The organism is Amycolatopsis sp. NBC_00438, assembly GCF_036026695.1.
GTDB lineage: Bacteria > Actinomycetota > Actinomycetes > Mycobacteriales > Pseudonocardiaceae > Amycolatopsis.
Window position 1 is genome coordinate 2216531 of sequence record NZ_CP107923.1, and the last position, 12109, is coordinate 2228639.

General features: G+C 69.6%; 12 protein-coding genes and 1 riboswitch. Of the genes, 4 read left to right on the plus strand and 8 right to left on the minus strand.

Annotated elements, in window-relative coordinates; translation table 11 throughout:
* Positions 1-5: 5 nt before the first annotated feature.
* Genes OG494_RS10440 through OG494_RS10450 form a run of 3 tightly spaced genes read right to left on the minus strand, consistent with a single transcriptional unit; the run spans position 6 to position 4407 of the window.
* Positions 6-2018 carry an ABC transporter ATP-binding protein gene (locus OG494_RS10440; RefSeq protein ID WP_328454348.1) on the minus strand — a complete coding sequence of 671 codons (2013 nt, stop codon included), beginning with the start codon at positions 2016-2018 and terminating at the stop codon, positions 6-8.
* Positions 2015-3748, minus strand: coding sequence for an ABC transporter ATP-binding protein (locus OG494_RS10445; RefSeq protein ID WP_328454350.1), 1734 nt, complete (start codon positions 3746-3748; stop codon positions 2015-2017). Before OG494_RS10445 ends, OG494_RS10440 begins: the two co-directional genes overlap by 4 nt.
* The gene (locus tag OG494_RS10450; RefSeq protein ID WP_328454352.1) at positions 3742-4407 is read right to left on the minus strand and encodes a TetR/AcrR family transcriptional regulator; all 666 of its coding nucleotides are present in this window, start codon (positions 4405-4407) and stop codon (positions 3742-3744) included. Before OG494_RS10450 ends, OG494_RS10445 begins: the two co-directional genes overlap by 7 nt.
* Positions 4408-4890: 483 nt before the next feature.
* Between OG494_RS10450 and ku the strand changes: the two genes are divergently transcribed.
* The 3 genes from ku (at position 4891) to OG494_RS10465 (ending at position 7106) form a co-directional block, all read left to right on the plus strand.
* A complete protein-coding gene (gene ku, locus OG494_RS10455; protein ID WP_328454354.1) occupies positions 4891-5820 on the plus strand; it encodes a non-homologous end joining protein Ku in 930 nt (309 codons plus the stop codon).
* 222 nt (positions 5821-6042) lie between these two features.
* On the plus strand, positions 6043-6444 hold the full coding sequence (gene cmtR / locus OG494_RS10460) for a Cd(II)/Pb(II)-sensing metalloregulatory transcriptional regulator CmtR (protein ID WP_328454356.1): 402 nt from the start codon (positions 6043-6045) through the stop codon (positions 6442-6444).
* Entirely contained in the window at positions 6441-7106 is a 666-nt protein-coding gene (locus OG494_RS10465) for a cation transporter (RefSeq protein WP_328454358.1), read from the plus strand. The genes cmtR and OG494_RS10465 overlap by 4 nt, the downstream gene beginning before the upstream one ends.
* Positions 7107-7138: 32 nt before the next feature.
* On the opposite strand, the gene OG494_RS10470 is transcribed toward OG494_RS10465, so the two are convergent.
* The 5 genes from OG494_RS10470 to OG494_RS10490 form a co-directional block, all read right to left on the minus strand.
* A complete protein-coding gene (locus OG494_RS10470) occupies positions 7139-7294 on the minus strand; it encodes a hypothetical protein (RefSeq protein WP_247052228.1) in 156 nt (51 codons plus the stop codon).
* 127 nt (positions 7295-7421) lie between these two features.
* Positions 7422-8882 (minus strand): adenosylhomocysteinase, encoded by a 1461-nt coding sequence (gene ahcY / locus OG494_RS10475; RefSeq protein ID WP_328454360.1) that lies wholly within the window; start codon positions 8880-8882, stop codon positions 7422-7424.
* A 166-nt stretch (positions 8883-9048) separates the two neighbouring features.
* A riboswitch (S-adenosyl-L-homocysteine riboswitch) is annotated at positions 9049-9127 on the minus strand.
* Positions 9128-9193: 66 nt separating this feature from the next.
* Positions 9194-9676 (minus strand): GNAT family N-acetyltransferase, encoded by a 483-nt coding sequence (locus OG494_RS10480; protein ID WP_328454362.1) that lies wholly within the window; start codon positions 9674-9676, stop codon positions 9194-9196.
* A complete protein-coding gene (locus tag OG494_RS10485) occupies positions 9673-10398 on the minus strand; it encodes a hypothetical protein (protein ID WP_328454364.1) in 726 nt (241 codons plus the stop codon). Before OG494_RS10485 ends, OG494_RS10480 begins: the two co-directional genes overlap by 4 nt.
* Before the next feature lie 58 nt (positions 10399-10456).
* On the minus strand, positions 10457-11347 hold the full coding sequence (locus OG494_RS10490; RefSeq protein WP_328454366.1) for an AurF N-oxygenase family protein: 891 nt from the start codon (positions 11345-11347) through the stop codon (positions 10457-10459).
* 87 nt (positions 11348-11434) lie between these two features.
* On the opposite strand from OG494_RS10490, the gene OG494_RS10495 reads away from it, so the two are divergent.
* The gene (locus OG494_RS10495; RefSeq protein ID WP_328454368.1) at positions 11435-12100 is read left to right on the plus strand and encodes a TetR/AcrR family transcriptional regulator; all 666 of its coding nucleotides are present in this window, start codon (positions 11435-11437) and stop codon (positions 12098-12100) included.
* The last annotated feature ends 9 nt before the right edge of the window (positions 12101-12109 follow it).

The window sequence follows — 12109 nt, forward strand, 5'->3', positions numbered from 1 at the left end:
CGGGGTCATTCCGTTTCGGCCACGGCCTCGGCGAACTGCGCCGCGTACAGCCGGGCGTAGGCGCCGCCGCTGCCCAGCAGCGTTTCGTGGTCGCCGTGCTCGACGATCTGTCCGTGCTCCATCACCAGGATCACGTCGGCGTCCCGGATCGTGGAGAGCCGGTGCGCGATGACGAAGCTGGTGCGGCCCGAGCGCAGCTCGTTCATCGCCCGCTGGATGAGCACCTCGGTGCGGGTGTCGACCGAGCTGGTCGCCTCGTCGAGGATGAGGATGACCGGCCTGGCCAGGAACGCCCGCGCCACCGTGATCAGCTGCTTCTCACCCGCGCTGACCGTGCCGCCCTCGTCGTCGAGGACCGTGTCGTAGCCGTCGGGGAGGGTGCGCACGAACCGGTCGACGTACGTCGCCGTCGCCGCTTCGATGACCTCCTCGCGGGTCGGGTCGTCGGCGCCGTAGGCGATGTTCTCGGCGATCGTGCCGCCGAACAGCCACGCGTCCTGCAGCACCATGCCGGTCTGGTCGCGCAGCACCTCGCGGTTCATCTTCGCGATGTCGACGCCGTCGAGCGTGATCCGCCCGCTGTCGAGCTCGTAGAACCGCATGAGCAGGTTGACCAGCGTCGTCTTGCCCGCGCCGGTCGGGCCGACGATCGCCACGGTCTGGCCGGGTTCGACCGTCAGCGACAGGTCGTCGATGAGCGGCTTCTCCGGCAGGTAGCGGAACGAGACGTCCTCGAACTCGACGCGGCCGCGCACGACCTCCGGGCGCTGCGGGTTCGCCGGCTCCGGGCCCTGCTCCTCGGCGTCGAGCAGCGCGAACACCCGCTCGGCCGAGGCGACGCCGGACTGCAGCAGGTTCGCCATGCTGGCGATCTGCGTCACCGGCTGGCTGAACTGGCGCGAGTACTGGATGAACGCCTGCACCTCGCCGAGGGTGAGGCTGCCCGAGGCGACGCGCAGGGCGCCGATCACGGCGACCAGCACGTAGCTCAGGTTGCCGATGAACATCATCGCCGGCTGGATCATCCCGGAGATGAACTGCGCCCGGAAGCTCGCCTCGTACAGCGTCTCGTTCTGCTTGTCGAAGATCGCCGCCGACTCCTCGCGGCGGCCGAACACCTTGACCAGCGAGTGGCCGGTGTACATCTCCTCGACGTGCGCGTTGAGCTTGCCGGTGGTCGACCACTGCTTGATGAAGTTCGGCTGGGCCCGCTTGCCGACCTTGCCCGCGACGACCGCCGACAGCGGCACCGTGACGAGCGCGATCAGCGCGAGCAGCGGCGAGATCAGGAACATCATGATCAGCACGCCGACCACGGTCAGCAGCGACGAGACGATCTGGGACAGCGTCTGCTGCAGCGACTGCGCCAGGTTGTCGATGTCGTTGGTGACGCGGGACAGCACCTCACCGCGCGGCTGGCGGTCGAAGTACTTCAGCGGCAGCCGCGCGAACTTCTCCTCGACCTGCTGGCGCAGGCGGTACACCGCGTGCTGCACCAGCGTCGTGGTCAGGCGGGCCTGGATCAGCCCGAAGAACGACGCGATGACGAACAGCGCCAGCACGGTCAGCAGGATCTGGCCGACCTTGTCGAAGTCGATGCCGACGCCGGGCACCAGGTCGACGCGGCCGTAGATGTCGGCGAGCGTGCCGTTGCCCTGGGCGCGCAGCCCGGCGACGACCTGCTCCTTGGTGACACCCGGCGGCACCTGCTTGCCGAGCACGCCGGCCAGGATCGCGTCGGTGGCCTGGCCGAGGATCTTCGGCCCGATCACCGTCAGCGTGACACTCGCCGCGCCCAGCACGAGCACGCCGATCAAGGCGGCCCGTTGCGGCGCCAGCAGGCGCAGCAGCCGCTTGAGGGAACCCTTGAAGTCGAGGGCCTTCTCCGGCGGCGCGCCACCGGCCATCATGCGTCCCGGTCCTACGGTCGCGGCGCCGGTGTTCTTGTGCCGCTGGGCCGTGGGCCGTTCACCGGCCTCGGTGACGGCGGTCTTCGCCGACTCGTCCGTGGTACTCATGCCGCTTCCTGTTCAGTCAGCTGGGACAGCACGATCTCCCGGTAGGTTTCGTTGCCGTCCATGAGTTCGTGGTGGGTGCCGGTGCCGACGACGCGGCCCTCGTCGAGGACGATGATCCGGTCGGCGCCGCGGATCGTGCTGACCCGCTGGGCGACGATGACCACGGTGGCCTCGGCGGTTTCCGACACCAGCGCGCGACGCAGGGCCGCGTCGGTCGCGTAGTCGAGCGCGGAGAACGAGTCGTCGAACAGGTAGATCTCCGGCTTGTGCACCAGCATCCGGGCGATCGCGATCCGCTGCCGCTGCCCGCCCGAGACGTTCGTGCCGCCCTGCGAGATCGGCGCGTCCAGCCCCTCGGCCATCGCCGCGACGAACTCCTTGCCCTGCGCCACTTCCAGCGCGTGCCACAGCTCTTCGTCGGTGGCGTCGGGGTTGCCGTAGCGCAGGTTGCTGGCGACGGTGCCGGCGAACAGGTACGGCTTCTGCGGCACCAGCCCGACCGCGCGGGCGAGCACCGCCGGGTCGAGGTCGCGCACGTCGACGCCGTCCACCTTGACCGTGCCCTGGGTGGCGTCCATCAGGCGGGGGATCAGGTTGAGCAGCGTGGTCTTGCCGGTACCCGTGGAGCCGATCACCGCGGTCGTCTCGCCCGGCCGCCCGACCAGCGAAATGTCGCACAGCACCGGCTTTTCCGCGCCGGGGTAGCGGAACTCGACCCCGGACAGCTCCAGGTGCCCGTGCACCTTGCCCGGCCGGATCGGCGTCGCCGGCGGGCGGACGCTGGACTCGGTGTCGAGCACCTCGGTGATCCGCTCGGCGCTGACCTCCGCGCGCGGCACCATCATGAACATGAAGGTGGCCATCATGACCGCCATCAGGATCTGCAGCAGGTAGGACAGGAACGCCGTCAGGGCGCCGATCTGCATGCTGCCGGAGTCGATGCGCTGCCCGCCGAACCACAGCACCGCGACGCTGGAGGCGTTCATCACCAGCATCACGATCGGGAACATCAGGGCCATCAGCCGGCCGACGCGCAGCGAGACGGTCAGCAGCTCGTCGTTGGCGACGTCGAAGCGGGCGCGTTCGTGCTTGTCGCGGACGAACGCGCGGATGACGCGGATGCCCATGATCTGCTCGCGCAGCACCTGGTTGATCCGGTCGAGGCGGACCTGCATCAGCCGGAACGCCGGGCGCATCCGGGAGATGATCAGCCCGACCGAGACGGCCAGCACCGGCACGATGACCAGCAACAGCGACGAGAGCGGCACGTCCAGGTTCAGCGCCAGCACGATGCCGCCGACGCACATGATCGGCGCGGACACCATCAGCGTGAGTGTCATCAGCACCAGCATCTGGACCTGCTGGACGTCGTTGGTGGTGCGGGTGATCAGCGACGGCGTGCCGAACTGGCCGACCTCGCGGGCCGAGAAGTCCTGCACCCGGTGGAAGATCCCGGCGCGGATGTCCCGGCCGACCGCCATCGCGGTGCGGGCGCCGAAGTAGACCGCGCCGATCGAGCCGGCGATCTGGGCCACGGTCACCGCGAGCATCACGCCGCCGATGCCCAGGATGTAGTCCATGTCGCCCTTGATCAGCCCGTTGTCGACGATGTCGGCGTTGAGCGTCGGCAGGTAGAGCATGGCGATCGTCTGCACGAGCTGGAGCACGACGATCACCCACAACGTCTTCTTGTACGGGCGCAGGTGTGCGCGCAGGAGCTTGACTAGCACAACGGTTCCCCCAGTGTGGTGGTGTTCGGTTCGGGATTCGGTGCCGTGCCGCCGCCGGTCAGGGACGGCATGCCGGTGGCGAGCTCGTCCAGCAGCCGCTCCAGGGTCGGCAGGAACGGTTCGCCCTCGCTCATGAACCAGTTGACGAAGGCGACCCGGACCGCGCTTTCCACCGACGAGGCCATCAGCCGGCACAGCAGGAGGTCCGCGCCGCCCGCCCGCTTCGCGATGGTTTCGGCGAGGACGCGCTCGACCGCCGCGTGGGCGTTGAGGAACTCCCCGCGCAGCATCAGCTGCCCCATCAGCTCCCGGAGACGCACAACATACGCGCGATCGGGCTCGCCCTCACGCGAATATTGCTCGATGACGGCCTGCTTGACCGACTCCCACAGCGGCTCGCCCTCGGGCCGGTCGAGCAGCGCCTCGCGCATCCCCTCGTGGCGGTCGACGACCATCGAGCAGACCGCCTGCTCCTTGCTGGAGAAGTAGTTGTTGAATGTCCGCGGGGACACCCCGACCTCGGTCGCGATGTCCTCCACCTTGACGTTCTCCAGCCCCCGGTCCAGGGCGAGCCGCAGGGCGGCCTGGGCCAGGGCCCGGCGGGCTTCGCGCTTCTTGCGCTCCCGCAGGGTGAGCTTCGGTGGGTCGTGCGACGGCATGAACGGAGTGTAGCGAAAAAGTTGCGTGCCACGCAAAAAAGTGCGGGCCACGCAAAATACGGACGAACCGGACGGCCGTCTCGACGGTAACCGGAGCGGCCACCCCGCGGACCGAAGCGACCGACACGTCGACGGGAGTGGCCAACACGCCGACCGGCCGTTCGGCGCGGCGTGGATGGATGCCACGTTCGAGCGCTACTGGGAGTACGCCCGGCACGTCGCCGAATGGACCAACGCGCTGCTCCGGCCGCCGCCCCCGCACGTGCTCCGGATCCCGGGCATCGCGGTCGGAATCCGGCCGCGGCCAAGCGGTTCGCCGACGGATTCACCGATCGCACCGATTTTCAACACTGGTTCACGGACTCCGCACTCTGGGAGAAATACCTGGCAGAGGTCTGGATCGTCGCCTCCCCGGGCTGTCGCCGCCGGGCATTTCGGGCTACGGTAGTTACGTAGCGTGAGTGCGATCCGGAGGTGTATGGCATGCGGGCGATGTGGAAGGGCTCGGTCTCGTTCGGGCTGGTGTCCATTCCGATCCAGCTGTACGCGGCCACGGAGAACAAGAACGTCGCGCTCCGGCAGGTGCACGAGGCCGACGGTGGCCGGATCCAGTACAAGCGGTTCTGCACCGTCGACGGAGCGGAGGTGCCCTACGCCGAGATCGCCAAGGGCTACGAGCTGCCCGACGGCGAGATGGTCGTGATCACCGACGCCGAGATGGCCGAGCTGCCGCTCTCGTCGCAGCGCACGATCGACGTGCTCGAGTTCGTCCCGCTGGAGTCGATCGACCCGATCCAGTACGACCGGACGTACTACCTGGAGCCGCAGAAGAACGCGGTGAAGCCCTACATCGTGCTGCGCGACGCGCTGCACAAGTCGAGCCAGGTCGCCGTCGCGAAGGTCGCCGTCCGGCAGCGGGAGAGCATGGCCGTGCTGCGGGTGCACGCCGACGTCCTGGTGATGACGACGATGCTGTGGCCCGACGAGGTCCGCGAGCCGGACTTCCCGTTCCTGCGTGACGACCCGCCGCAGATCCGGCCGCAGGAGCTGTCGATGGCCGGTTCGCTGATCGACTCGCTGGGTGAGCCGGTGTTCGAGCCGGAGAAGTACCGCGACCACTACCGCGAGGCCCTCGAAGAGATGATCGAGGCCAAGGTGGCGGGGGAGGAGACGACCAAGCCCGCGGCCGTCACGGCCAAGGCCGACGTCGTCGACCTGATGGCGGCGCTGCAGGCCAGTGTGGACGCGGCGAAGAAGTCCCGCGAGCCCGCGCCGGCCAAGGTGGCCGGGTCCAGGACGGCAGTGTCCAAAGCGGCGGCGTCCAAAACGGACGAGTCCGAAGAAGACACCGCGGCCGAGAAGCCGGCCAAGAAGCCCGCCGCCCGCAAGCGTGCCCCGAAGAAGACCGCCTGACCCGACGGACCGGCGGGCTCGACCGTCCGAACGGGATTCTTCCCGTGCGGAGACGGTCCGGAGGTGTAACCCGATCGTGTATGCAGCTGTGTACACGGGCTGGGTGATGTGCTAACACTAACGAGGTCCTTCGGCTCTCCCTCCCCCTCGGAGCCGGAGGACCCCTTTCGTTCCCGGGCAGTCCGTTGTGGATACGTCAGCCTCGGCTGTACAGTTCACGCCATGGTGACCTGTGAGACGCGGGAGTCGGCGCTGTCCCGGATCGGGCGGGCGCTCGCCGACCCGACCCGCTGCCGCATCCTGACCGTCCTGCTCGACGGCCCGTGTTACCCCGGGCGGCTGGCGGAGGAGCTCGGCCTCAGCCGGTCCAACGTGTCGAACCACTTGTCGTGCCTGCGGGGCTGCGGACTGGTCGTGGCGAGCTACGAAGGCCGTCAGGTGCGTTACGACCTCGCCGACGCGCACTTGGCCCGCGCGCTGCGCGAACTGGTCCAGGTGGTGCTGGCGGTCGAACCCGGCGACGACTGCGCCCCGGAAGATGCCCCGGAAGATGCCCCGGAAGACGTCCCGGAAGACGCCCTGAAAGACGCTCCGGAAGGCGTCGCGCAGGCTCCGGCCCGATGACCGCCGCGGCCGGGGAGCCCGCGACCTGCGCGGACGGTTGCTGCGCGGCGGACCAGCCGGCTCCGGCCGCAGGCCGGCGAGCGGTGCTGGTGCGCCGGATCCGGCTGCTCGTGGTGGCGACGATCACGTACAACGTCGTCGAAGCCGGCATCGCCCTGGTGGCCGGGACCGAGGCGTCGTCGGGCGCCTTGATCGGCTTCGGGCTGGATTCGGTGATCGAAGTCGCCTCGGCCGTCGCGGTCGCGTGGCAGTTTTCGGGAAAAGATCACGAAGCGCGGGAACAGCGGGCGTTGAAAATGATCGCGCTGTCGTTTTTCGCGCTGGCGGTCTACGTCACAGTCGATGCCGTGCGGACCTTTTTCGCCGCGGCGGCGCCGGAAAGTTCGGTCGCCGGGGTGCTCCTCGCGGCGGTTTCGCTCGTGGTGATGCCCGCCTTGTCCGCGGCGCAACGCCGGGCGGGGCGGGAACTGGGGTCGGCCAGCGCGGTCGCGGATTCCCGGCAGACCTTGCTCTGCACGTACCTTTCGGCCGTGCTGCTGGCCGGGTTGCTGCTCAACGCGGTGCTCGGCTGGTGGTGGGCCGATCCCGTCGTCGCGCTCGCGATCGCTTGCGTGGCCGCGAAAGAAGGCCGAACGGCCTGGCGCGGCCAGCATTGCTGCTGACGCGCGCCAGGCCGGCGGCGGGGGTCATGGGATCAGTACCAGTGCGCGCGGCCGCCGATCTTGCGGCCCGTGCCACCGAGGATGGCCAGCGCCACGCCGGCCACGGCCAGCACGATGCCGATCGTGTACAGCACCGGAATACCGACAATGAACCCGATGACCAGCAAAATAACACCGAGGACGATCACTTGACACACTCCTTCGCACGAGACCCGGCCCGGCTCCGTGCCGTCCGGGCGGATGCGCTCTCGTTCGGAGGATGGCCACTTTCCCGGTGTCCCAAACTGCGGCAAATGGAGCAACTCTGAAAAAAGGTCAGTAGCGGTAGTGGTCGAGCTTGTACGGGCCCTCCACGTCGACGCCGATGTACTCGGCCTGAGCCTTGGTCAGCTGGGTGAGCCGCACCCCGAGGGCGTCCAGGTGCAGCCGGGCGACCTTCTCGTCGAGGTGCTTCGGCAGCCGGTAGACCTCGACGGGGTACTCGCCGGGCTTGGTGAACAGTTCGATCTGGGCGATCGCCTGGTTGGTGAAGGAGTTCGACATCACGAAGGACGGGTGCCCGGTCGCGTTGCCGAGGTTCATCAGGCGGCCCTCGGAGAGCACGATGATCGCGTGGCCGTCGGCGAAGGTCCACTCGTGCACCTGCGGCTTGATCTCGTTCTTGACGATGCCGGGCAGCTTCGCCAGGCCCGCCATGTCGATCTCGTTGTCGAAGTGCCCGACGTTCGCCACGATCGCGTTGTGCTTCATCCGGCTCATCTGCGCGGCGGAGATGATGCCGAAGTTGCCGGTGGTGGTGATGAAGATGTCGGCGGTCTCGACGACGTCGTCCAGTTCGACCACGTCGAGCCCGTCCATCGCCGCCTGCAGCGCGCAGATCGGGTCGATCTCGGTGACCGAGACCCGGGCGCCCTGACCGCGCAGGGCCTCGACCGCGCCCTTGCCGACGTCGCCGTACCCGCAGACGAGGACGCGCTTGCCGCCGATCATCACGTCGGTGGCCCGGTTGATCCCGTCCACCAGGGAGTGCCGGATGCCGTACTTGTTGTCGAACTTGGACTTCGTCACGGAGTCGTTGACGTTCATCGCCGGGAACAGCAGCTCGCCGTCCTTGGCGAGCTTGTAGAGCCGCTTGACGCCGTTGGTCGTCTCCTCGGTGACGCCGCGGATCTCCTTGGCGATCCGGGTGAACCGGTCGCCGTCCTTGGCGAGGCTGGCGCGCAGCGTCTCCAGGACGATCCGGTACTCCTCGGGGTCCTCTTCGGACGGTTGCGGGACGGCGCCGGCCCCCTCGAACTCCACTCCCTTGTGGACGAGCATGGTGGCGTCACCACCGTCGTCGAGGATCATGTTCGGCGCCTTGCCGCCGGCGAAGGCGAAGAGCTGGTCGGTGCACCACCAGTACTCCTCCAGCGACTCGCCCTTCCAGGCGAACACGGCGGTGCCCGACGGCGCGTCGACGGTGCCCTCGGGGCCGACGACGACGGCCGCGGCGGCCTCGTCCTGGGTGGAGAAGATGTTGCAGGACACCCAGCGCACCTCGGCGCCGAGGGCGACCAGGGTCTCGATCAGCACGGCGGTCTGCACGGTCATGTGCAGCGAGCCGGCGACGCGGGCGCCCTTCAGCGGCTGCGCGGCGGCGAACTCGCGGCGGATCGCCATCAGGCCGGGCATCTCGTGCTCGGCCAGCCGCAGCTGCGTCCGGCCGGCCTCGGCCAGCGCGAGGTCGGCGACGGCGAAGTCGAGTCCGTTGCGGCTCTGCAGTTTTTCGCTCATTCTTTCGTTCTCTCCGGAATCGGTGTGTTTCGACAAAAGGGCAGCACGGATCACGGCACGGCGAGTGCCGGGAAGTGGTGGGGTGTCGGGGCTAGCCGCGGCCGCGCGGGGCCGGGTTTCCTTGCCGGAGCGTCACTTGCGCCAAATAGAAGATGGGCACCTCCCGTGGTGGGAGGCGCCCTTGGGTCCGTGATCCCCGGGCCGAGCGTGGCGGAAGAAGTTCCGTCGCAGCGCCTCTCGGCCCGGAAACGCGCCGAAGGCCGGCGCACGCGGTTTCCGTCGTCCAGGATGGCAAAGGCGCCGGGAACCTGTCAAGCGAGCACGCAGGCCATGAGAAGGTCGTCCACGTACTCGCCGCCGAGCAGGAATTCGTCCTGGAGCACACCTTCCACGACGAACCCGCAGCTCGCGTAGAGCCGCCGGGCGCCGGTGTTGTGACCGAGCACGCGCAGCGTCAGCTTGCGCACCCCGCGGCGGCGGGCTTCGGCGACGGCGGCGTCGACCAGCCGCCGGCCGATGCCGAGGCGGCGCCGGTCGGGGTCGACGGCCAGCCCGCCGAGCACCAGCACGTGCCGGTGGGCGGGGATGCCGAACCCCTCGTCGAGCCGGACGTACCCGGCGACCACGCCGTCGTGCTCGGCGACGAGGACGTCTTCGGGCCCGGTGTCCTCGTCGAAGAACGGGGTGCCGGGCGGGGGAGCGGGCGTCGGGGAGGAGGCCGGGGACCAGGTGCGCTCGTCGAGCTTCGCCAGGGCGGGTTCGTCGGCGGTGGTGGCGGTCCGGGTTTCGATCACCGGCCCAGCGCCGTCCACGCCTCTTGGACGATCGCGGCGAACCGTGCCGGGTCCTGCGCGTTGTGGCTGGTGGTGTTCTGCAGCTGGACGGTCAGCCCGCCGCCGGTGCGCTGGCAGTTCGTGACGACGGACTGTTCGGGGTCGACCGGCTGGCCCAGCGGGGTGGTGCCGTTGTGGACCAGGCACTGGACGGCGCCGATCCGCTTCAGCTCGGTCGTGGGCACCGCCAGGCCGAGCGCGGCGGTGTCCTCGTACTGGACGAGCAGCTCGGGCGAGTCCGCGCGGACCGCGGCCACCTGGAACCCGCTTTCGAGGCCTTCGTCGCTGTAGGACCGGAACACGGCGGCCGCGCCGCGGTAGGCCGCCGAGATCCGCGAGGCGTTCTCGCCCTCGGCCTTGTCGGCGCGCTCGATCAGCGACTTCCCGGCCGCGCCGCCGTCGGCGATCTTGGTGACCGCGGCCTGCGTGGTCGTGAACCCGCCCAGGGTGTCCGGCAGCTTCAGCGGCTGGGCGCTCGGCCCGCCGAGCAGGCCGATCACCAGCCACGGCACGCCGACCAGGAAAACGCCCACGAGGACACCGGCCAGCCCGACGGCGACCGTGCGGGTGGACCGCGGGCGGCGCGGCGACGGCTGCTGCTGGGTGGGCGGCTGTGGTACCGGCGGTTGCGGCGCGGGGGGCTGCGGTGCCGGCTCGGGTCCGGGCGGGAACTCTGCGGTCACCCCGGGGATCCTGGCGGAACCGGGCATCCGGCGTGAAGGGAATTTCACGGACAGGGACTCAGATGAGATGCGCGCGCCGCCAAATGCCTTCGGAGCGACCGCCGATCAGCCCCGCGTCCCGCAGGAACGGCACGATCTTCTCGGCCATCCAGTGTCGTGTCTCGTGGAAGTGCGGGTTCGCCAGGGCCGCGGCGCGCCCCTCGCGCGCGTCGATCCCGACGCTCCGGTAGACCCGCGGATCGACCATGCTGTCGATGACGCCGAAGGCCACCAGCGCCGTCCGCAGCCGGTGGCGCTGCAGGCTCGCCTTCGACAGTTTCGGCGTCTCCCGCAGCACTTCCTCCTTGGCGAAGCGGACGTGCCGCGCCTCCTCGACGACGTGGATCCGGTTGACGGAGCGGATCAGCGGCTGGATGCCGTCGTCGTCCATCATCGAGCGCTGCAGCCGGTCGGTGGTCTCCTCGGCGACGAGCACGCTGGCGAACATCGACGGCCCGGCCGCGGTCGCGCCGAACACCTTCGCGGCCCGGTGCACGACCTTCGGCACGCCGTAACGCGGCACGCCGAGCCGCTCGGCGGTGCGGGCGAACATGACCGAATGCCGGGTCTCGTCGCCGATCTCGGTCATCGCGTACTGCGCGTGCTCGGTGCGCGCGTCGAGGTCGAAGACGTACCGGGCGAGCAGCTGCATCAGCACGATCTCGAACCACAGGCCGACGCTCATGATGCTGGCGATCTCGTGCTTGGACAGCTCGATCCGCTGCTCCGGCGTCAGCTTCGCCCACAGGTCGGTGCCGTAGAGGGAGACGCGCTCGAGCGGCATGTACGCCTTGCCCTCGGCGAGCGGCGCGGCCCAGTCGATGTCCACGTACGGGTCGTAGGAGTTCTTCGCGGAGCTCTTGAGCAGGCGAGCCGCGGTGACGTCCCGGTCCTGGGCCTCGACGCCCATGGGAGCCTCCGGAAAGTAGGGGGTACGCGATGTACTAGGTACTTCGGCAGCGTACACCGGCGGGCGGGTCCTGAGTAGGCTTTCGCCGTGACCAAGATCGACGGACGGGCAGCGCGCTGGGCGGGCCAGCAGGAACGCCGGCGCGCCGAGTTCGTCGACGCCGCCCTGGAAGCGATCGCCGAGCACGGCCCGGACGTCTCGACCGAGCAGATCGCCGAGCGCGCCGGCGTCGCGCGGACCCGGCTGTACCGGCACTTCGACGGCGCCCCCGACCTCCAGCGCGCGATCGCGTCGCGGGCCGCCGAGCTGGTGACCGCGGACCTGCAGCCCCTCTGGCACCCGTCGGGCTCACCGCGCGAGATGATCGCCGCGGCGATCTCGACGCACCTGCGCTGGCTGACCGAACACGCCCAGCTGCACCGCTACCTGGTCCGCACCCTGCCGAGCCTGCCGGAGGCGGGCCGCACCGACGTCCGCGGCGCGATCGCCCGCCACCTCAGCCGCCTGTTCACCGGCTACCTGGCCGCGTTCGGCCTGGACCCGGCCCCGGCGGACACGATCGCGTTCGGCCTGGTCGGTTACGTCGAGTCGGCGACGACCCGCTGGCTCGACCACCCGGGTTCGCTGAGCCTGCCGCAGCTGAGCGACCAGCTGACGGGCACGATCTGGGCGATGCTGGACCACACGCTCCGGGCGGGCGGGGTGGAACTGGACCCGGACCGCCCGCTACCCCTGCCGGACGGCCTGTCGTGAGTGTTCAGG

What these genes read in the sequence shown, in the direction of transcription:
- cmtR (WP_328454356.1), top strand. Translation starts at nt 6,043, where the DNA reads ATGGTGACCTGTGAGACGCGGGAGTCGGCGCTGTCCCGGATCGGGCGG.
- ahcY (WP_328454360.1), bottom strand. Translation starts at nt 8,882, where the DNA reads ATGAGCGAAAAACTGCAGAGCCGCAACGGACTCGACTTCGCCGTCGCC.
- OG494_RS10490 (WP_328454366.1), bottom strand. Translation starts at nt 11,347, where the DNA reads ATGGGCGTCGAGGCCCAGGACCGGGACGTCACCGCGGCTCGCCTGCTC.
- OG494_RS10450 (WP_328454352.1), bottom strand. Translation starts at nt 4,407, where the DNA reads ATGCCGTCGCACGACCCACCGAAGCTCACCCTGCGGGAGCGCAAGAAG.
- OG494_RS10440 (WP_328454348.1), bottom strand. Translation starts at nt 2,018, where the DNA reads ATGAGTACCACGGACGAGTCGGCGAAGACCGCCGTCACCGAGGCCGGT.
- ku (WP_328454354.1), top strand. Translation starts at nt 4,891, where the DNA reads ATGCGGGCGATGTGGAAGGGCTCGGTCTCGTTCGGGCTGGTGTCCATT.
- OG494_RS10465 (WP_328454358.1), top strand. Translation starts at nt 6,441, where the DNA reads ATGACCGCCGCGGCCGGGGAGCCCGCGACCTGCGCGGACGGTTGCTGC.